Source organism: Fluviicola sp., from assembly GCF_039596355.1.
GTDB lineage: Bacteria > Bacteroidota > Bacteroidia > Flavobacteriales_D > Crocinitomicaceae > Fluviicola.
In genome coordinates this window covers 1-21341 of the sequence record NZ_JBCNJW010000015.1, presented here as the reverse complement: position 1 = coordinate 21341, position 21341 = coordinate 1, and the positions used below count along the sequence as shown (strand labels likewise).

Sequence of the window (21341 nt, the reverse complement as noted above, 5' to 3'; positions counted from 1 at the left end):
AAAAAAGGTTCATGCGTAATTCGGCATTCGAAATTCGTAGTTAAGAATTAAATATAGAGCATGATTCGGATTTCAGGAGTGATTTGCCGGTCGGATATTTGTAGTGTGAAAAGTTTAAAAAATTCAAAAGGCAAAATTCAAAATGCAAAAATGGAGGGTTGAATTTTTTAAACGGTGTTTTAGGAGACATTAAAAAACTGCACCGATATGGAAGAGCAAATGCATCGAAATTACGACCGGATCGCACAGGCAATTGAATACATCAACCAGCATTTCAAATCACAGCCGGGTCTGGATGAAATTGCGGAGAAGATTCACCTGAGTCCCGCACATTTTCAACGATTATTTACCGAATGGGCCGGAACGAGCCCGAAGAAATTCCTGCAATATGTGAGCCTGGAATATGCCAAGAAACTCTTGAAAGAAGCCCACAAGCCGACCTTGTTTGATGCGGCATACGAAACCGGGCTTTCCAGTACGAGCCGTCTGCATGACTTATTTGTGAGTATTGAAGGAATGACTCCCGCAGAATATCAGAACGGTGGAAAGAACCTGCAGATCAACTACAGTTTTGCAGAAAGTCCTTTCGGTTCACTGATCATTGCTTCAACGTCCAAAGGTGTTTGCCACATGGCGTTCCAGGAAGACGAACCGCAGGCATTGGATGAACTCAGAACTCGTTTTCCACATGCGGCATTACAGCAAAAACTGGATTTGTACCAGCAAAATGCCCTGTTCATCTTTCAGAATGACTGGAGCAGGTTGCCGGAAATCAAACTGCATTTAAAAGGAACGGATTTCCAGTTGAAGGTTTGGGAAAGCCTGTTGAAAATTCCAATGGGAAAACTGGCGACTTATGGTGGGGTGGCAGAACAGATCGGCAATCCGAATGCGTCGCGGGCGGTTGGAACAGCGATAGGGAGCAACCCGGTTGCTTTTTTGATTCCGTGCCACCGGGTCATTCAATCTTCCGGCGTTTTGGGAGGTTACATGTGGGGAACAACCCGCAAAACGGCCATTATCGGTTGGGAAGGGGCAAAGACGAACTCCGAAGTCTGAAAACATGGAACAAACGGTATTGAAAATCGCGCAAACAGACTGGACGGCTGTTACGGAATCCATGCATCAAAACGGCTACGCGTCCATTCCCAATTTGTTGACAGCTGAACAATGTGAAACGCTGAAGACCGCCTATGATGATCCGGACGCATACCGGAAAACGGTTCACATGGAGCGTCATCGTTTCGGGTTGGGGCAATACAAGTACTTTCATTACCCATTGCCGGAGTTGATTCAGCAGATCCGGACGGTGATTTATCCATACCTTGCGCCTATTGCCAATGCGTGGTTCAAAGCGTTGAACCTGGATCGGGTTTTCCCGCAGGAACATTCGGATTTATTGAAGATGTGTCACGAAAACGGACAGAAACTCGCCACGGTTTTGATACTCAAATACGGAAAAGGCGGTTTCAATACGCTGCACCAGGATTTGTACGGAGATGTGTATTTCCCGATCCAGGCAGTGTTGTTTTTGAGCGATCCGGAAAAGGATTATTCCGGCGGCGAGTTTGTACTGACTCAGCAGGTTCCCCGTTCACAGTCGAAAGCGATCGTACTGCGTCCGAAAAAAGGCGATTTGCTGCTTTTTACGACGAATTTCAAACCGGAAAAGGGATCGAAAGGCTATTACCGCACCACGATGAAGCATGGCGTGAGCGAGCTGCATGGCGGGGAGCGTTACACACTTGGGATTATTTTTCACGATGCAATGAGTTAGTGATGTTGTTTCATACGGAAATAGCGAACTTTGCATTGTATCGTGCTATCCGGGACAAAAGCATTGTACTTGGTGGCAACCGGAAGGGAAAAATATACGGAGAGCTGGATTGCATTTCGGGGAAAAGAATGAAACGGGAAAACCGGGTTTTCTTCGCATCGGAAGCAGAAGCAATTGGAGCAGGTTATCGTCCGTGTGGACATTGTATGAAGGAATCGTATCAAAAATGGAAGAATGAAATTATTTGAGGAGGAAGAAATGAGAGATAAAACCTTGAATTTGCTGCCATTTGACGGAACGGTTCATTATTACGGCAAATTGTTGGGAGCGCAGGAAGCGGATTTTTACCTGGAGCGGTTACTGGAAAGCATCGCATGGAGAAATGACGAAGCGGTGATCTTCGGAAAGCACATCCTGACGAAACGGAAAGTGGCCTGGTATGGCGAAAAAGCTTTCGAATACACCTATTCCAATACCACTAAATATGCCTTGCCCTGGACGGAAGAATTGCTGGCTTTGAAGGTGCTTGCGGAGCGGGAATCAGGGGAAACGTACAATTCCTGCCTGTTGAATCTGTATCACTCCGGAGAAGAGGGCATGGCCTGGCACAGCGACGGGGAAACCGACCTGAAAAAAGACGGCGCGATTGCTTCGCTGAGTTTCGGAGCGGAACGGAAATTTGCGTTTAAACACAAACGAACAGGTGATAAGGTGGAATTGATACTGGAACACGGAAGTTTGCTGGTGATGAAAGATGCCACCCAAACGCATTGGTTGCATCGCCTTCCGCCGAGTAAGCGGGTTACGGAGGCAAGGGTTAATTTGACGTTCCGGACGATTGTGGAGTGATAGAAGGTGTTTGGTCACGAGGCTACTTTCCACATAATTTTATAAATTTATAATATTGTGTAAAAAGCCCGCTGCTACTGGGCTAATAGATGGATGTCTATCCGTATTTTTCTCCCGGAGTGAACCCGGTATTACCTGTTTTTTAAGTTCCGCAACCGGAAGTTTTTCAATTCAGTGCTTTTATTACTTTTGTAAGAAGAGAACAGAATTAGTAATCGACACAGTTAATACGCGTGAAAAAAATTCAAATGGTCGACCTGGCTACCCAGTACCAGGCAATTAAATCAGACATAGATTCGGCAATCCAGGAAGTGTTGGATTCCTCCATGTACATCGGCGGACCGGTGGTACAGCGTTTTCAGCATGCATTGGAAACCTACCTGGGCGCAAAGCACGTGATTCCATGTGCCAACGGAACGGATGCGCTTCAAATCGCCATGATGGCCCTGGGATTGAAGCCGGGTGATGAGGTAATCACACCATCGTTTACCTACATTGCAACAACGGAAGTGATCGCACTGTTGGGTTTAACACCTGTTTTTGTCGACGTAGACCCGAAAACATTCTGTATTGACCCTGCAAAAATCGAAGCGGCGATTACACCGAAAACCAAAGCCATTGTTCCGGTACATTTATACGGACAAGCGTGTGACATGGAAGAAATCATGAAGATTGCAGAAAAACACAAGCTGTTTGTAGTAGAAGACAATGCGCAGGCAATCGGTTCGGACTATTTCTTCTCAAACGGGGAAGTGAAAAAACTGGGAACAATCGGAACCATTGGTTGTACGAGTTTCTTCCCGTCTAAAAATCTCGGATGTTACGGAGACGGAGGCGCAATTTTTACGAATGATGACATCCTGGCAACAGAATTGAAAATGGTGGCAAACCACGGACAGAAAGTAAAATACCAGCACGATGTGGTTGGATGTAACTCCCGTCTGGATGCCATTCAGGCAGCTGTTTTGAACGTGAAATTGCCGAAACTGGATGAATACATTGCTGCTAGAATTCAAGTAGCAGATACCTACGACCGCGTTTTGGGAGCATCGGAGAAAATCACCGTGCCTCACCGGGACGGGAAATCCAAACACGTTTTCCATCAATACACCGTTCAGCTGCATGGAGTTGACAGAGACGCATTGCAGGAATACCTCGCTTCGAAAGACATTCCTTCGATGATTTATTACCCGATTCCGGCACATAAACAGGGTATGTTTGCTTCATTCAACCTGTCGGGTCTTAACCTGCCGGTTACGGAAGAATTAACGAAACAGGTGATTTCATTCCCGATTCATACCGAAATGACCGAAGAGCAGCAAGCTTATATCTGCTCGGAGATTTTGAATTTTGTAAACGCCAATTAAGATGAAAAAAATTGCGGTCGTTGGAACAGGATACGTTGGATTGGTTACGGGAACCTGCTTTGCAGAAACCGGAAACCACGTGATTTGTGTCGACATAGACAGTAAAAAAGTCGAAAGAATGCGCAACGGAGAGGTTCCGATTTATGAGCCTCACCTGGATGTGCTTTTCGAACGGAATATCAAGGCAAACCGCCTGTCCTTTACCACCAATCTCGAAGAAGGAATCAAAGATGCAGAAATCATTTTCCTGGCACTGCCAACTCCTCCGGGAGAAGACGGTTCTGCGGATCTGAGATACATTCTCGGAGTAGCGGACGACCTGGGAAAACTGCTGACATCCTATAAAGTAATCGTTGATAAAAGCACCGTGCCGGTTGGTACGGCAGAAAAAGTGCACGCAGCGATTGCAAAAAATGCTCAAGTAGATTTTGATGTGGTTTCAAACCCGGAATTCCTGAGAGAAGGTTTTGCAGTAGACGATTTCATGAAACCGGATCGGGTGGTGTTGGGAACTTCTTCCGAACGTGCGGAGAAGATCATGGAACAACTCTACAAGCCGTTTGTGCGACAAGGAAACCCGATCATCTTCATGGATGAAAAATCTGCTGAGCTGACAAAATACGCGGCAAATGCATTTCTGGCAACGAAAATCACTTTCATGAATGAAATTGCCAATTTCTGTGAGCTGGTAGGAGCAGATGTGGATAAAGTCCGCATCGGAATCGGGTCGGATGAACGCATCGGAAAACGCTTTTTGTTTCCGGGAATCGGTTACGGAGGTTCCTGCTTCCCGAAAGACGTGCAGGCATTGGTAAATTCAGGTTCAGAAAACCAGTTTTCCTTTGAAATCCTCAAGGCGGTGATGGCTGTAAACGAATCGCAGAAAACGGTTCTTTTCCCGAAAATCCAAAACTTTTTCAGAGGAAACCTGGAAGGAAAGAAAATTGCCTTGTGGGGCTTGTCCTTTAAGCCTGATACAGACGATATCCGTGAAGCCCCGGCTTTGTACCTGATTGAGGCTTTAACCAAAGCAGGAGCGCAGGTAACGGCTTACGATCCGGAAGCAATGGAAAATGTCAAAGCTCAGATCGGAAACCGGATTGCCTACGCAGAAAACGAATACGAAGCATTGAAAGATGCCGATGCCTTGCTGATTTGCACGGAATGGGGCGTTTTCAGAAACCCGGATTTCGACCAGGTAAAATCCCTGATGAAAGATGCGGTGATTTTTGACGGAAGAAACCTCTTCGAGATCGCCGAAATGAACAAAAAAGGATTCTATTACCAATCCATCGGTCGTTCCATAGTTTTGAAATAGCATGAATACAGGCAGAAAACGCATATTGATTACAGGAGCAGCCGGTTTTTTAGGCTCTCATTTGTGTGACCGGTTTATCAAAGAAGATTACCACGTGATCGCGATGGATAACCTGATTACCGGGCGCATCAAGAACATCGAACACTTGTTTCACCTGGAGAACTTTGAATTTTACAACCACGACGTCTGTAAATTCATCCACATTCCGGGGAAACTCGACTATATTTTACACTTCGCATCACCGGCCAGCCCGATTGATTACCTGAAAATCCCGATTCAGACACTGAAAGTGGGATCGTTGGGAATTCACAACTGTTTGGGGCTGGCGCGCGTCAAAGGAGCGCGCGTATTGATCGCGAGTACATCCGAAATCTACGGAGACCCTACGGTGCACCCGCAGACGGAAGCATATTGGGGAAATGTGAACCCGGTTGGCCCGAGAGGTGTGTATGACGAGGCAAAACGCTTCCAGGAAGCCATTACGATGGCGTATCATACCTTCCACGGAGTGGAAACACGGATTGTACGTATTTTCAACACCTATGGGCCGCGTATGCGCCTGAACGACGGTCGTGTACTGCCTGCATTTATCGGTCAGGCACTGCGTGGAGAGGATTTGACCATTTTCGGCGACGGATCACAAACGCGTTCATTCTGCTATGTGGACGACCTGGTGGAAGGAATTTACCGCCTGTTGCACAGCGATTGTGCCGATCCGGTAAATATCGGGAACCCGGATGAAATTACGATCGGTCAGTTTGCAGAAGAAATCATTAAACTGACGGGAACAACCCAGAAAGTGGTTTACAAGGATTTGCCGGTCGACGACCCGAAACAGCGTCAGCCGGACATTACGAAAGCGAGACAATTGCTGGGGTGGGAACCGCAGATCGACCGGGCAGAAGGGCTGAAAAGAACCTATGCCTATTTCAAAAGTTTAACCAAAGAAGAATTGTATCAATCGGATCACATTGATTTCGAGAAATACATCGTTCGATAATTATTCATTGATAATGGAGAATTGAAAATTGAAAAGGTGGTTCGGTCTTCCACGGCTTCAATCCCGTTTCAAAAGTTTCTCAATGCTCCATTGTCCATTTTCACTTTAAAACATGGCAACATATTTTGCACACGAAACGGCGGTAGTCGATCCCGGATGTACGATCGGTGAAGGAACCAAAATCTGGCACTTTTCGCACATCATGCCGAATTGCACCATCGGGGAACGCTGCAATATCGGTCAGAACGTGGTGGTTTCCCCGGACGTGATTCTGGGAAACAACGTAAAGATTCAGAACAACGTGTCCATTTATACCGGGGTCATCTGTGAAGACGATGTGTTCCTCGGGCCTTCCATGGTATTCACCAATGTGATGAATCCGCGTTCTGCAGTGAACCGGAGAGATCAGTATTCAAAAACCGTTGTTCGAAAAGGAGCATCTATCGGGGCAAATGCCACGATTGTTTGTGGAAACGACATCGGTGAGTACGCATTCATCGGAGCGGGTTCCGTGGTGACGAAAGAAGTGCTTCCGTACTCGCTGGTGGTAGGAAACCCTGCACGACAAATCGGCTGGATGAGTGCTTACGGACACCGCCTCACTTTTGATGAGCATGGATTTGCCGTTTGTCCGGAAAGCAATGAGCGCTACCAATTGCTCGACGGACGTGTGAAAACAGTCTGACGAAGGCAATGATCGTCCTTTTAACGGTGACGACCTGATACAAATTTTATTACTTTTGCGCCGCAAGAATTGGTTCTGAAAACCAATAACAATACGTCAATAAATATGATACCTGAAAATCAAAAAGTGAAGTTTGCTGTTCTGGGAACAGGACACATCGGTAAAAGACATGCGGAGATGATCCGCAGAGATTCGGAAGCGGAGTTGGTTGCGTTGATCGATGTACGTTCCAAAGAAGCATGTGGGGCAGAGGATTTTGATGTTCCGTTTTTTACAACGCTGGACGAATTACTGGCATCCGGATTGGATTTCGACGTATTGAATGTGTGTACTCCGAATGGATTGCACGCTGAGCAGGCACTGGCTGGTTTGGAGAACAAAAAGCATGTGGTCGTAGAAAAACCGATGGGTTTGACGAAAGATCAGTGCGAAAAAGTCATTTTTAAATCATTACAGCAGTCCCGTCAGGTTTTCTGTGTGATGCAGAACCGTTATTCCCCTCCAAGCGAGTGGATCAAAGACCTGATCGAGACCAAAGTACTGGGAGAAATCTTCATGGTACAGCTGAATTGCTACTGGAACCGTGATGAGCGTTACTACAAAGCAGGAGGCTGGAAAGGAACGAAAGACCTGGACGGCGGAACATTGTTCACGCAATTCTCGCATTTCATTGATATCATGTATTGGTTGTTCGGAGATATCGACAACATCCAGGGGAAATTTGCTGATTTTACGCACAAAGATTCCACGGATTTCGAAGATTCGGGCTTCGTGAGCTTCGACTTTATCAACGGAGGAATGGGAAGTATCAATTATTCCACGTCAGTAGCTGAGAAAAACCTGGAAAGTTCCATGACGATTATCGGGAAGAACGGAAGCGTAAAGATCGGAGGTCAGTACATGAACGAAGTAGAGATTTGCAATATTCCGGGATATGAGATGCCGGAACTGGCGCCAACAAACCCGGGAAATGATTACGGAGCTTACAAAGGATCTGCTGCGAACCATCACTATGTGATCACCAATGTGATTGACACACTGAAAGGCAGAACTTCCGCAACGACGAATGCATTGGAAGGATTGAAAGTGGTAGAAATTATTGAACGTATTTACAAAGTAAGAAATGAGCAGCTCAATTTACAATAGATTAGTAGCCAAGGAAGCGAAACTGGCCGTGATCGGTCTGGGATATGTCGGGTTGCCGATTGCTCTGGAATTCGCCAGAAAAATCAAAGTTGTCGGGTTTGATATCAACCAGAAGCGCGTGGATATGATGCGCGACAAAAAAGACCCGAGTAACGAACTGGATGCTGCTGCTTTTGATGGTTGTGACATTCATTTCACGGCAGAGATCAACGATTTGAAAGATGTTCAGTTTTTCATTGTAGCAGTTCCCACACCGATCGACGATGCGAACCTTCCGGATTTGAAACCCTTGCTGGGAGCTTCAAAAACGGTGGCACAAGTCTTGAAAAGAGGAGATTACGTTGTCTTTGAATCCACGGTTTATCCGGGGTGTACGGAAGAAGACTGTATTCCGGTGCTGGAAGACATTTCCGGACTGGAATTCATGGAAGACTTCAAAGTAGGATATTCCCCTGAGCGAATCAATCCGGGAGACAAGGAACACACGTTGCAGAATGTGGTAAAAGTGGTTTCCGGATGTGGCGAAGAATCATTGGAAGAAATTGCAAAAACCTACGAATTGGTTGTCGGAGCGGGAGTTCACCGCGCAGCATCCATCAAAGTGGCGGAAGCAGCTAAAATCATCGAAAATACTCAGCGCGACGTAAATATTGCGTTGATCAATGAGTTGTCTATTATCTTCAATCGTTTGGGAATCAATACCTATGATGTGTTGGAGGCTGCCGGGACAAAATGGAATTTCCTCCGTTTTTCACCAGGATTGGTTGGCGGACACTGCATTGGGGTAGACCCGTATTACCTGACGCATAAAGCGCAGCAAGCCGGTTACCATGCGAAAATCATCAATAGCGGACGCTATGTGAACGATTCCATGGGCTTCTATATCGGGAAACAGACAACGAAAAAAATCATTGCACAGGGAAAACACATCCAGGACGCGAAAGTATTGGTAATGGGAGCAACCTTCAAAGAAGATGTTTCCGATATCCGCAACTCGAAAGTGATCGACGTAGTTACTGAGCTGAAATCATTCCAGGTAAAAGTAGACCTGGTTGACCCGCATGCATCTTCCGAAGAAATGGAACACGAGTATGGAGTAGGGTTGGTCGAGATCGGACAAAACTACGACGCGATCATCGTTGCTGTAAACCACAAAGAATACAAAAACCTGGACGAAGCGTATTTCAAATCCATCATGAAAGATGGAAAAGGAGTGTTCGTAGACATCAAAGGAATCTATAAGGGAAAAATCAACGATTTGGAATACTGGAGCTTGTAAAACTCCCGGTTGACCTATTGTTGACCTCCCGAGGGTATAAAAATGTGAAAAAACGTTCCTTTTTTGTTAAATAAGGAACGTTTTGTCTGTTTCGGGGGTGTTTGTCCCATATTTGTCCCAATAATATCAAGCAACCTTAACCTACTTTTGAAGTTTATCATGTTAAAACTACACGGAACAATGATATTCAAAAGTCTCTCAAAATCAATTCGAATTTGTATACTGGCCGGTTTAGGGATGAGCACGTCTGCTTTTTCCCAGTGCAACTGGTCAACTATCTTCTCGGATTCGTATGAATATTCGACCGTCATTCCATATATCGTCCCAGGATCAACGTATCAAAACACACCGCAGACATATGCGGGTTGCGTGCGAACCGGTTCCCAGGGAATGTACCTGAATATTACGGATGGTTATTTAGGACCACTTTATGTGCAGCCCTTCACCAATTTGTGTGTGGGAAGGCAATACCGGTTTTCATTTTCAACCCGGGATGCCTGGACGTCAAACAATAACCTGACGTTCAATATCAAGGATGCTTCAGGAACGGTTATTTTGACACAAACGGTGGCAAACGGATCGACCTGGAATGATATCACCATGGCAGCGTTTACGGCCCCTACATCAACGGTTTCATTCGAAATCGTGACCAATATTGCGGGTGGGCCGGGAAATGACGTCGGTTTTGATGATTTGGTACTGGCGCGTTGTAATCCGGTTCCGTTAACAGCAACACTGAACGCTTGTGCGGGGGCATCGCCCTACAATTTGTTTTCCCAGATTCCGGGAACAATGTCGCAAACAGGTGTTTGGACAGGACCTTCGACTTTGACCAATGGTTACCAGGGAACATTCACCCCGGGAACCAATACCAACGGAACATACACGTATACGGTTAGTAACGGAGCCAGTTGCGGTGATTCTACTGCGCTGATCACGGTTTCATTGACCAATACGCCGTCGCTGAACCCAATTGCGAACGTACAGGCTTGTTCTTCCTATACGCTGCCAGCCATTACAGGGACAACGCTTGCAGGAAACGAAAAATACTATACGGGGCCGGGAGGTACCGGAACCAGTTATAATGCAGGACAAACGATTACAACTACCCAAACCCTGTATGCTTACGGTGGCTCAACGGGGTGTTCGGACGAAAAACAATTCACGGTTACGATCTCTCAACCACTTTCTGCCGGTTTTGACAACGGAGCATATTACTGTGGCCCTGGCCCGGCAATTACACTGAATAATTTCCTGTCTGCGGGATCATCTACTTCGGGAACATGGAGTGAAACAACGAGTCCGGCATCCGGGCATTTTAACACCGGAACGAGTGTGTTCAGCACCAGCGGATTGACGCAGGGAATTTACACATTCAACTACCAGGTTCCTGCAGCAGGAGCTTGTCCGGCTGATAATGCGGTGTTCACCATTTCGATCGGGAATATTCCATCGGTGAATCTCGGGCCGGATACGACTTTGTGTACCGGGCAAACGATTACACTGAATGCAGCGGCTTCCGGAACCTATGACAGCTATTTGTGGAACAACAACTCCACGGCTGCAACCCGTTTTGTGACCAGTGCGGGGACGTACAGTGTGAAAGTGGGGAAACTGGGGAATAACCAGATTGTCAACGGAGACTTTGAATCCGGGAATACCGGCTTTACGACCAGCTACGTGGCAGGAACGGGCGGAGCCTATGGTTTGCTAACCAATGAGGGAACATATACCGTTACAACAAGCCCTTCGCTGGCTCACACGGATTTTACGAGCTGCCAGGATCATACTCCTGCGCCTGGAACCCAGATGATGGTGGTAAACGGATCAGGTGTTCCGGGAACCAATGTGTGGTGTCAGAACGTGCCGGTTCAGCCCAATACCGACTACCAGTTCGGAACGTGGGTGTCGAATGCATTGACCAATTCAAATGTGGCACAGCTCCAGTTTTCGATCAACGGAAGCACGCTGGGAAGTATTTTCTCTACGCCGGTAATCGGTTGTTCGTGGCAGCAGTTCTTCCAGACCTGGAACTCCGGGTTGAACAACTCTGCGCAAATCTGTATTTTGAACCAAAACACGAATATCGGTGGGAATGACTTCCTGCTCGATGATATTACCTTCAAACCGATTTGTTACTCTTACGATACCGTGGTAGTGAGTTACAGTACTTTCCCGGTAGTGAACCTGGGAGCAGATACTACGCTTTGTGAAGGTTCGGACTTACTTCTTGATGCACAGAATGCCGGAAGTACTTACCTGTGGAACGACGGGTCAACAAACCAAACGCTGAATGTGCAGGCGGCAGGAACGTATTCTGTGACGGTTAAAAACGCTGCACAGTGTGCCAAGACAGATGCGATTGTGATTACCTATGAAAATCAAAAACATGCAGGAACCGACAGTGCTGCTGTTTGGTGTGAAACGAACGGGGTGGTGGATCTGAATGCCTTGCTTTCGTCCGGTGCAACAACAGGCGGAACCTGGGCAGATATTGCTAACGGGTTGGGCACGAGCCTTACTTCAGCGGGATCGTTGACTGTCAGCGGAGCCATTGGATCCAACACGTTGGAATACGTGGTTCACGGAACGTATTGTCCGAATGATACAAGTCATTTCCAGATTTTGGTGAACAGCCAGCCATCCGGAGTGAATCCAACGAGTCTGCATGTGTGTAATACATCCGGATCTACGGTTGACCTGAACCCATATACCAACGGATCGGTGCAGACACAACCGGCATTCTGGACAGAAACGTCTCCTTTCCCGACCGGTCAGTTTGATGCGACTTCCGGGGTGCTTGATTTGTCGCTGCTTCCGAATGGAAATTACGAGTTTTCCTATGTTTTGCCTGCCGATACGATGTGTGTGAACGACACGACGAAGGTGACGGTGCAAGTGACCGAAAACCCGATTATCGCATTCTCTTCGGATGTGGTAAAAGGGTGTTTCCCATTGGAAGTGGAATTCCTCAACGAGAGTACATCCAACCAGAATTCGGTGGTGGAATGGAACCTGGGAGACGGAACGACTTCAAGCAATCCTTCGATTGTTGATCACACGTATACGGGAATCGACTGTTTTGACGTGACATTGACGATTACAGCAGACAATTTGTGTACAACAACCAAGACGGTTACTGACATGATTTGTGTGGATCCGTTGCCGCTGGCGAGCTTTAATGTGAATCCGCAGCAGGTATTCTCGTTTGATCCGACAGCTGTTTTTGAGAACACATCGGTATTGAACAACCAGAATTACTGGGATTTCGATGATGGAACCAACTCGCAGGAACTCAACCCGACGCATCAGTTCCCGATTGGTCAGATTGGAAACTACAACGTGCAGCTGATTGTTGTTTCAGACCAGGGATGCCGCGATACGACCTACCGGGTAGTGATCGTGAAAGACCAATTGCTTTTCTATGTTCCGAATACCTTCACGCCTGATGGTGACGAGCACAACAACATTTTCCTGCCGATCATGACAGCCGGTTTTTCTCCTGCAAGCTATGAGTGTTATATCTACAACCGCTGGGGCGAACTGATCTTTGAATCCAAGGATATTGCTATGGGCTGGGACGGAACTTATAACGGCAGTATGGTTCAAACGGGACTGTATACCTGGGTGCTTCGATTCAAGGATGATGACACCGATGAAAAGTACGAATTTGCCGGCCATGTGAATTTGATGCGTTAAGTTTTTAGCTGAAACAGAAATAGTTTACATTTGTAAAAATCAGACGGAACAAATTACGCATTGAAACAAATCTATCGACACTTAATCTTACTAACCTTTTTCTGTATTTTGAGCAATGCCCTGTTTGGGGCGAAGCTTACTGCGGAAAAGGGAGTAAATCAACTAATTGCAGCGCACAAGAGCAATGGGGTTTCCTATGTCAGGCTCTTTGAAAAGTACAGCAGTTCTGATTTCGTGAGCCGTTCCGAATGGATCCGGTTTTTAAAAAAACTGACCAAAGAAGACCAGATCGTCTCCGAACCGGATTACCCGGAGTTGTGTTTTTTGATTGGAAGCTGGTTTTATGAAGGATTACATTACCGGGATGCTTATTATTTCTTCTATAGTACTTTACGCGAAGAAAAGAACGTAAATACGTCGGATAAACCTTATCTGGCATCATTTCACAGTGCTTTAGGTCATGTGTACTATTTCTTTAGACGATATGATTTGTCCGAAAAACACCTGAATATCAGTTTGAAACATCCCTATTTATCTGAAAAGGGTAAGATCAAAATTTACAATACCCTGAGTTTGATTTACCGGGACAAAGGCGACACGGAAACTTCTGAAAAATACCTGCGAAAAGCTTACGATCAGGCTGTGAAAATGAAAGATGAAGCATGGACGGGGATTCTTTCCGGGAACCTGGGCTACATCGCATTTAAGAAGGGAGACTTTGAAAAGGCCCGCGGATTGATGGAGTTTGATTACACGGTAAGTAAGAAAAACAAACAAACCAGCAGCGAGCTCAATGCCTTGTCGTTACTGATCGAACTGGATTTGAAGCAAAATAAAATCGATCAGGCGGCCAGCAAACTGAAAACCTTCGACAACCTGATGGCCCGGGAAACAAGTATTGATCTGTTGAGTGTCATTTACCGCACAAAGACAAGTTATTACGAGAAAATCGGCGACGACAAAAAGGCGCTGGCAAGTTTCAAAAAGTATATTTCCTACAAGGAAGTGATGAACGAGGAACGACAGTTTCTGAATATTAAGAACGCCGAGTTCCAGATCGAATTTGAGAAAAAGCAGGGAGAGAATATCATTTACAAAGAGCGGAAAAGGACGGATGGACTCATCATCCTGGGACTTTTTGTGATTTGTCTGATCCTTGGATTGACGAGTTTTATCATTATCAAACAAATTCAGCGCAAGCGTCGACAGGACAAGGAAATCCTGACGTTGAAGGCGCAGAAGATGGAGGACGAGCTCAATGCGACGGAGCGTGAAATGCGTGCCCTGCTATCCACGATCCTGGATAAGAACAAAGTTATTTTTGAATTGAGCGAACAGCTCGAAACTGCTGAAAAGAACCAACATTCGCAATCAGATACAGAGCGTGAAGTGATGCTGAACAATCTGCAGTCCTTTTCCCTGCTGACGGAAAACGACTGGATTGAATTCAAGCGTTTGTTTGAAAAACTGAACCCGGGCTTTTTTGATTTCTTTCACGACCAGTTTCCGGAAATCACGGCGGCTGAAATTCGCCTGGCGGCCCTGATCAAATTGAATCTCTCGAATATCGAGATGGCGCGGACGCTTGCAATCTCCCCGGACTCTGTGAGAAAGACCAATCTGCGTTTACGAAAAAAACTGAATATTGAATCTGCGGATGACCTGACGCGTTTTATTAAAGCGATTTAGTTTAAAATAAAAACAGTTCAAAACTCCCGGGATTAAGGATTTAACAAAAGGCGGGTTTGTCCCGGTTTTGTCCAATAAACTTTTAGTAAAAGCACTTGATTTTTCTTTAAGTTAGCTCAAAATTAAACTTATCATAATCTTATGAAGAAACTTACCTTTAACGAAATGCGTAAGGGGGTTTTGTCTGGCAAGGCTATTGTTGCACTTGCACTGACAGTAACTTCTTTCCTTTCCCAGGCTCAAACGGTGACAACGAGCGTGGCGACAGGAACTAATACCTCGGCTTACGTGCCAATTAATGCCTATTACGGGTACACCTATTCCCAGCAGATTTATTTAGCATCTGATTTTGATGTAGCTGTTGCAGGACAGCTAAACCGTATTACAAAAATTCGTTTCTACAACGTTACAGGATCATTGACTAATTCCACTTCCTGGACGGTTTATATGGGAAGCACTTCTTTGACAAGTTTTGCATCCACTACATCCTGGGTTCCTGTTGGGAACATGACACAGGTTTACACCGGAACATTAACTGCTCCTGCCGCAAATACCTGGATGGAAATCACATTGGCAACTCCATTTATTTGGGACGGGATCAGCAACGTAGTGGTAGCGATCGATGAAAACACTCCCCTTTATGCGAGTTCGGATGTTTACTGGAGATCACACACAACCGGTGCAAACAGATCGATGTATTACTCCAGCGACGGTAACAACCCGAACCCGGCATCGCCTCCGACTGCTTTGAACAGATATTCATATGTTCCGCAAATGCAGTTTGTACACGAGCTGGCTCCGGATTGTGCAGGTGCTCCTACACACAGAACAGCAAACGCTTCTGTTACATCTATTTGTTCCAACAGTGCAGTTCCTGTGAACTTGTCGTTGACCGGTACTGATTTCGCAAACGGATTGACTTACCAGTGGCAGTACAACAACGGTTCCGGATGGGTAGACTACACGGGTGCAACTGCTGCAACGTACTCCACTCAGCCGACACAAACGATCAACGTTCGTGCAATCACAACCTGTTCTCATACAAGCGACCAGGATATCTCTGAAGAAGCTTCTATCACTGTAAATGCAGCACCAACTGTTGCAATTAACAACACTGCTCTGGCATTCTGTTCAGGAACTCCGGCGATGGTTATTGCGAATGGTGCAAATACGTATGCATGGACACCTGCAACAGGTTTGAACGTAACAAACAACGATACGGTGAATGCAAGTCCGACGAACGCAACAACGTATACGGTAATCGGTACGGATTTGGCTGGTTGTAAAGATACAGCAACTATCGCGGTAACTCCGCTTTCTAAAATCGAGAAAACAGTTACATATTCTCCTACAACCATCTGTTCTCCGGGAACTCCGGTAACTGTAACTGCAACAGCAGCTCCTGCGGTTATTTACGGTGGTGGTTCTTACGAATACCACTTTGTTGGAGCAAACGGTGCTGAATTGCAGCCTTGGGGTTCTAACAATACGTACACATTTGTTCCTGCGGCAGACAGTACTTACAAAGTATATGCTGATTTCCGCTCTTCTACTTGTTCGGATGCAATTGATTCCAGTCTGGCATCAATCATCGTTGGTTTCGGTGCTACTGTAAACGTAGTAGATTATGACTGTAACAACTTAGGTGGAACTGTTTCTTTGAGCAACACATTCGGTCAGGTAACGGTAAACCAGGTTTACAACAACCCATTTGCGAATGCATCTACAGATTTGACAAACGTATCCCTGCAAGGTGTTGCTGCGATCACTGCAGGAAGAGCCGTTTTGACTCCTTCTGCAACAAGCAACAACGGTTCGGTGATCATTACAGACCCGAACTTCCACACAGGATCAAACAATGCCATGACTCTGAGCTTCAAACTCACTGCTGACCAGCCGATCAACACGTACGGTACAGGTGGTGCAGACGGACTTTCTTACTCTTTCGCAGATGATATTTCGAACACAGGTAACCAAAACGGAAGCGGTTCCAAACTGCGTTTGGTATTCGACGCTGCAGATAACAGCCCGAACATCGCAGGAATTTACCTGGTATACGGAAATACTTCCGGTGTAAGCGGTACTGCCGTAACACCGACAGCAGCTTCAACAGTTGCTTATGCTGCAAACACCGCTTCATGGAAATTGGGAACAGATGTTCCGGTTGTATTGACAATTGACGTATCCGGAAAAGCAAGTTTGACAGTTGGTGGTACAGCCATCTTTACAAACGTTCAGATGCCTGCGGCTTACATGTCGGCAAACACTTCTACGTGGAAACAAGCATTCAGCGCTTCTACTGGAGGGGATGCATTGCGTCACGCTATTTCAAACGTAACAGTTACAGCACCAACTTCTCAGTTTGCGTTGGTTGCTGCAAACCAGACACCTGCAACATGGCAGTCGGGAGGAACCTTCACAGGAATTCAGCCTGGAACTTACGACGTATGGATGAGCAGCAACGGAACAACTTCTTGTGCGAAGAAAATCAAAACAATTGAAGTTGAAAACCTGAACCCGCTGGTATTGCTTGGAAATGACACAACTATTTGTGAAGGACAATCATTGGTATTGAATGCAGGAAACGCTGGTTCAACATATGTTTGGAGCAATTCCCAGGTTACAACTCAAACAAGAACAGTCACTCAGGCTGGAGCTTATGTCGTATATGTTACAAATGCTTCAGGATGTGTGGGGATCGGTTCAATCAACGTTGGAGTAAACGATGTTCCATCGGCAAACAGCGCGTTGTATGTTCAGAACAACATGCCTACATACACATTCACGGTATTGAACCCGCAGAATGTTGATTCTTACTCCTGGAACTTCGGAGACGGATCTGCAGTGTTGACAAACGCTCCTGCTACAGTGAGCCATACATACACCGTTGCAGGACCTTACGCGGTAACAGTAACATTGACAAACGAGTGTGGATCCGAAACAGTGATTCAAACAATCGTAGTGACAAGTACAGCAGGAATCGAAGAAAACGGAATCGAAGGTTTGAGTCTTTACCCGAACCCGGCTTCAGATAAAGTGACAATCACTATTCCTGAAACAACAGATGCATCTGCAACAGTTTACTCGGCTGCTGGAGCATTGGTTACAACTGTAGGAAAACTGGATACTCAGACAGAACTTTCTGTTCAGGACTGGAATCCGGGAGTTTACTTTGTACGCATTCAAAGTGCAGACAAAGCAAGCACGATCAAATTAGTGATTCAATAAAACACACACCAATTTAGATAACCCAATCAGGTTTTAGATTTATACTCGTAATAACAAGTAATGGTACACCAGCAGGCAGTTGTTTGCTGGTGTACCTGTTTTTTAACGGTTCGTTATCGGCATAAATACAGGCCTAAAAATTCAGATATGCACAGGATACTTTTCTTCTTTTGTTTGTGGGTGAGCACATGTAACCGGGCACAGGAAACACCTCCGGCGATCATACAGAATGAGTTTCTTTTTACCGAAGGGGCTGATTTCCTGCAATGCCATGCTTCTACGATAGAGCAAGCCTCTAATGGAAAACTCGTGGTGAGCTGGTTCGGTGGGACTCATGAGGGAAACAAAGATGTGGTTATCTGGGGAGTGCGCTCAGAAGGAAAAGGTTGGAGTAAGCCCGAAGTATGGGCTGATGGCCGTATGGATGATTCGCTGCAATACCCTTGCTGGAATCCTGTTTTATTCAGGGCTAAAAATGAAAAGACCATTTATTTGTACTATAAAGTGGGTTTGAATCCCCGGGAATGGTGGGGGATGGTAAAAACGTCCCATAACAATGGGAAAACATGGGGAAAAGCGCAGCGGTTACCGCAACCTATTCTCGGGCCGATCAAAAATAAACCTGTTGAACTGACAAACGGAACCATTCTGTCACCATCCAGTACGGAAGTCAGTGAGAATCGGTGGACGGCACATGTGGAACTCAGTGAAGATCATCAACAAACCTGGAAATCATATTCTGTTGATTCTGCTTCAACAATGAATGTAATCCAGCCATCTATTTTGGTGCATAAGGATGGAAAACTCCAGGTGTTGTGCAGAAGTAAAGAAGGTGCGGTGGCTACCTCCTGGTCGGAAGATCACGGAAAGCACTGGTCGGCGCTCACGGCAACTCATTTGGTAAACCCCAATGCAGCTATTGATGCAATTGCGTTCAGAGATTTTTTCCTGATTGTTTATAATCCGGAACTTCCCGGGAAAGAGTGGTGGGAAGGACGTGCCAAGTTGCGTTTGGCTTATTCATATAACGGAACGGATTGGCGGGATTTACTTGCTTTGGAAGAAGCAGAAAAGGGTGAGTTTAGTTATCCGACCATTTTTGAGGATTCCCAGGGACTGGTTCATATTGTTTACACCTATAACAGGATAACGATTAAACACCTGGTACTGCAATTTTAGGAGATGGACATCTTTAGGAATAAAAGTTGTTTTTCACTTCTCCCGGAATGGCTTTTTAAAAGATTCGTGGAAAATACCGTATTAAATGACCCCTTTTCCGGAATGTGGGGTGCCTGTTACACGGTTTGGATGTCCTGGAATGGACAAAAACGATCTGTTTTCGACCCGGATTTGTCCCGTTCTGAATTAAGAGGGTGGACAAGGCGTAAAAGTTACTTTTTGTTTAGTATTGATTTTCAGTATTTTGATGGATTTATTTTAATAAATGAACAAATATTGTGCTTAAATTTAACACAAAGTTAATTGTCTCTTTTTTGTCCGTTCTTTTTTTTGATTGAATGTGTTCGATTTCCATAAGTTAGCTCAAAAAATAAACTGAAATAACTTATGAAGAAACTTACTCTAAGTGAAATGCGTAAGGGGGTACTATTTGGCAAATACCTGTTTGGTTTTGCAATGGCAGTAATTCCTTTCCTTTCTTCTGCTCAAACGACGGTAACCATCGGTACCGGAACATCAACGACCAACAATGCCCCGGTCAATGCAACGAATGTTTATCATTACTCCGAAAGTATTTATAAAGCATCGGATATTATCGCTGCCGGGGGAACCGGTATGGGAACAATCACCAAAATCCGTTATTATTTGGGATCGGCAACATCTACGGCCAATTCAACGGATTGGACCGTATACCTCGGTCATACGACTAAAGTGAGCTTTACATCCACAACCGATTGGATTACTTCCGGGATTACAAGCTGTTTCTCCGGAACAGTAACTTATCCTGCAGTGGGTAACTGGATGGAGATTACGTTAACAACCCCTTTCCAATGGAATGGAGTTGACAATATTGTAGTTGGAGTAGATGAAAACCAGGCTGGTGCCGGATCCGGAGTTTTTTGGAGATACTCGACATACGGAACGGATTACAGAACTATCTACTACGGAAATGCTTCTACCAATCCGAACCCGGCATCTCCTCCAACAGCTTCTTCAAGAGGTCAGTGGGCACCGAATATCCAGTTTGAATGGACAGCAGCTCCTGCATGTTCAACACCTAGCCATGCAACAACAACGGTAAACAACGCTTCAATCTGTCCCGGACAATCAGTGAACCTTGGGATAAGCGGGGGGTCTTTTGCGACAGGACTGAGCTATTCCTGGCAGTATAATGATGGTTCCGGCTGGCTTGATTACCCTTCAGCTACTGCTTCTACTTATTCAACGGCTCCGGCACAAACCATGAATATCCGTGCTGTTACGACTTGTGGTGCTACCGGTGACCAGGATTTTGCGGAAGAAGCTTCCGTAGTCGTTAATCCGGTTCCGGTTATGGCGGTAAATACACCATCATCCGCCTTCTGTGCCGGATCATCTGTTTCGATCGTAGCAAGCGGTGCTGATACCTATGCTTGGACACCTGCTACAGGTTTGAACGTCACGAACAACGATACGGTGAATGCAAACCCAACCGCAATAACAACCTATACGGTAACGGGAACCAACTCATTCGGATGTACTGCAACCACAACTGCAATGGTAGCTCCGCTGACATTGGTGTCTAAAAGTGCGGTATACAGCCCGACGACTATTTGTGCTCCGGGATCTCCGGTAACTGTTCAGGCTTCTGTAACTCCGGCTGTGATTTCGGGGGGAAGTACCTGGGAATACCATTTTGTGGATGCAAACGGTGCAGAACTGCAGCCTTGGGGTGCAAATGATACGTATACATTTGTTCCGGGTGCTGACAGTGTGTATTCCGTTTATTACGATGTAAGAAGTAACGGTTGTTCGGATAACGTGGATTCAAGCAAAATTTCCATTCCGGTTGGATTTGGTGCAGATGTTTCCGTGATCGGTTACGACTGTAACAACTTAGGAGGGACTGTTTCTTTGAGCAACACATTCGGTCAGGTAACCGTAAACCCGGTTTACAACAACCCGTTTGCGAATGCATCTACAGATTTGACAAACGTAACATTGCAGGGTGTTGCTGCAATCACTGCAGGAAGAGCCGTTTTGACTCCTTCTGCAACAAGCAACAACGGTTCGGTGATCATTACAGACCCGAACTTCCACACAGGATCAAACAATGCCATGACTCTGAGCTTCAAACTCACTGCTG

Annotated in this window: 14 protein-coding genes and 1 pseudogene; all 15 read left to right on the top strand. The window is 45.8% G+C overall.

Translation table 11 applies throughout. The features are described from left to right. Positions 1-207: 207 nt before the first annotated feature. Positions 208-1059: a methylated-DNA--[protein]-cysteine S-methyltransferase gene (locus tag ABDV94_RS19055; protein ID WP_343748815.1), complete on the top strand. Its 852-nt coding sequence runs from the start codon at positions 208-210 to the stop codon at positions 1057-1059. Positions 1060-1063: 4 nt separating this feature from the next. Beyond that, complete coding sequence (locus ABDV94_RS19050) at positions 1064-1777, top strand: 2OG-Fe(II) oxygenase (protein ID WP_343748814.1); 714 nt, start codon at positions 1064-1066, stop codon at positions 1775-1777. Positions 1778-1779: 2 nt separating this feature from the next. Next, positions 1780-2025 carry an Ada metal-binding domain-containing protein gene (locus ABDV94_RS19045; protein WP_343748813.1) on the top strand — a complete coding sequence of 82 codons (246 nt, stop codon included), beginning with the start codon at positions 1780-1782 and terminating at the stop codon, positions 2023-2025. Beyond that, complete coding sequence (locus tag ABDV94_RS19040; RefSeq protein WP_343748812.1) at positions 2012-2626, top strand: alpha-ketoglutarate-dependent dioxygenase AlkB; 615 nt, start codon at positions 2012-2014, stop codon at positions 2624-2626. Before ABDV94_RS19045 ends, ABDV94_RS19040 begins: the two co-directional genes overlap by 14 nt. Before the next feature lie 248 nt (positions 2627-2874). After that, positions 2875-3993, top strand: coding sequence for a DegT/DnrJ/EryC1/StrS family aminotransferase (locus ABDV94_RS19035; RefSeq protein WP_343748847.1), 1119 nt, complete (start codon positions 2875-2877; stop codon positions 3991-3993). Between the two features lies 1 nt (position 3994). Then, the gene (locus ABDV94_RS19030; protein WP_343748811.1) at positions 3995-5311 is read left to right on the top strand and encodes a UDP-glucose/GDP-mannose dehydrogenase family protein; all 1317 of its coding nucleotides are present in this window, start codon (positions 3995-3997) and stop codon (positions 5309-5311) included. 1 nt (position 5312) lies between these two features. After that, entirely contained in the window at positions 5313-6311 is a 999-nt protein-coding gene (locus tag ABDV94_RS19025) for a UDP-glucuronic acid decarboxylase family protein (protein WP_343748810.1), read from the top strand. Positions 6312-6423: 112 nt separating this feature from the next. Next, positions 6424-6996 (top strand): acyltransferase, encoded by a 573-nt coding sequence (locus ABDV94_RS19020; protein WP_343748809.1) that lies wholly within the window; start codon positions 6424-6426, stop codon positions 6994-6996. A gap of 126 nt (positions 6997-7122) precedes the next feature. Continuing rightward, positions 7123-8142 carry a Gfo/Idh/MocA family oxidoreductase gene (locus ABDV94_RS19015; RefSeq protein WP_343748808.1) on the top strand — a complete coding sequence of 340 codons (1020 nt, stop codon included), beginning with the start codon at positions 7123-7125 and terminating at the stop codon, positions 8140-8142. Beyond that, positions 8120-9421 carry a nucleotide sugar dehydrogenase gene (locus ABDV94_RS19010; RefSeq protein WP_343748807.1) on the top strand — a complete coding sequence of 434 codons (1302 nt, stop codon included), beginning with the start codon at positions 8120-8122 and terminating at the stop codon, positions 9419-9421. Before ABDV94_RS19015 ends, ABDV94_RS19010 begins: the two co-directional genes overlap by 23 nt. Positions 9422-9658: 237 nt before the next feature. Continuing rightward, the gene (locus ABDV94_RS19005) at positions 9659-13120 is read left to right on the top strand and encodes a PKD domain-containing protein (protein WP_343748806.1); all 3462 of its coding nucleotides are present in this window, start codon (positions 9659-9661) and stop codon (positions 13118-13120) included. A 60-nt stretch (positions 13121-13180) separates the two neighbouring features. Continuing rightward, positions 13181-14809, top strand: coding sequence for a hypothetical protein (locus tag ABDV94_RS19000; protein WP_343748805.1), 1629 nt, complete (start codon positions 13181-13183; stop codon positions 14807-14809). Between the two features lie 141 nt (positions 14810-14950). After that, positions 14951-18037, top strand: a complete 3087-nt coding sequence (locus ABDV94_RS18995; RefSeq protein ID WP_343748804.1) for a T9SS type A sorting domain-containing protein — start codon at positions 14951-14953, stop codon at positions 18035-18037. A gap of 147 nt (positions 18038-18184) precedes the next feature. Continuing rightward, complete coding sequence (locus ABDV94_RS18990; RefSeq protein WP_343748803.1) at positions 18185-19216, top strand: sialidase family protein; 1032 nt, start codon at positions 18185-18187, stop codon at positions 19214-19216. A 387-nt stretch (positions 19217-19603) separates the two neighbouring features. Then, a pseudogene (locus tag ABDV94_RS18985) lies at positions 19604-21341 on the top strand (hypothetical protein); the annotation flags it as partial.

Excerpts from the sequence above, each read along its gene's own strand:
- ABDV94_RS18990 (WP_343748803.1), top strand. The coding sequence starts at position 18,185 with ATGCACAGGATACTTTTCTTCTTTTGTTTGTGGGTGAGCACATGTAAC.
- ABDV94_RS19035 (WP_343748847.1), top strand. The coding sequence starts at position 2,875 with ATGGTCGACCTGGCTACCCAGTACCAGGCAATTAAATCAGACATAGAT.
- ABDV94_RS19055 (WP_343748815.1), top strand. The coding sequence starts at position 208 with ATGGAAGAGCAAATGCATCGAAATTACGACCGGATCGCACAGGCAATT.
- ABDV94_RS19005 (WP_343748806.1), top strand. The coding sequence starts at position 9,659 with ATGAGCACGTCTGCTTTTTCCCAGTGCAACTGGTCAACTATCTTCTCG.
- ABDV94_RS18995 (WP_343748804.1), top strand. The coding sequence starts at position 14,951 with ATGAAGAAACTTACCTTTAACGAAATGCGTAAGGGGGTTTTGTCTGGC.
- ABDV94_RS19030 (WP_343748811.1), top strand. The coding sequence starts at position 3,995 with ATGAAAAAAATTGCGGTCGTTGGAACAGGATACGTTGGATTGGTTACG.
- ABDV94_RS19020 (WP_343748809.1), top strand. The coding sequence starts at position 6,424 with ATGGCAACATATTTTGCACACGAAACGGCGGTAGTCGATCCCGGATGT.
- ABDV94_RS19050 (WP_343748814.1), top strand. The coding sequence starts at position 1,064 with ATGGAACAAACGGTATTGAAAATCGCGCAAACAGACTGGACGGCTGTT.
- ABDV94_RS19045 (WP_343748813.1), top strand. The coding sequence starts at position 1,780 with ATGTTGTTTCATACGGAAATAGCGAACTTTGCATTGTATCGTGCTATC.
- ABDV94_RS19010 (WP_343748807.1), top strand. The coding sequence starts at position 8,120 with ATGAGCAGCTCAATTTACAATAGATTAGTAGCCAAGGAAGCGAAACTG.
- ABDV94_RS19040 (WP_343748812.1), top strand. The coding sequence starts at position 2,012 with ATGAAATTATTTGAGGAGGAAGAAATGAGAGATAAAACCTTGAATTTG.
- ABDV94_RS19025 (WP_343748810.1), top strand. The coding sequence starts at position 5,313 with ATGAATACAGGCAGAAAACGCATATTGATTACAGGAGCAGCCGGTTTT.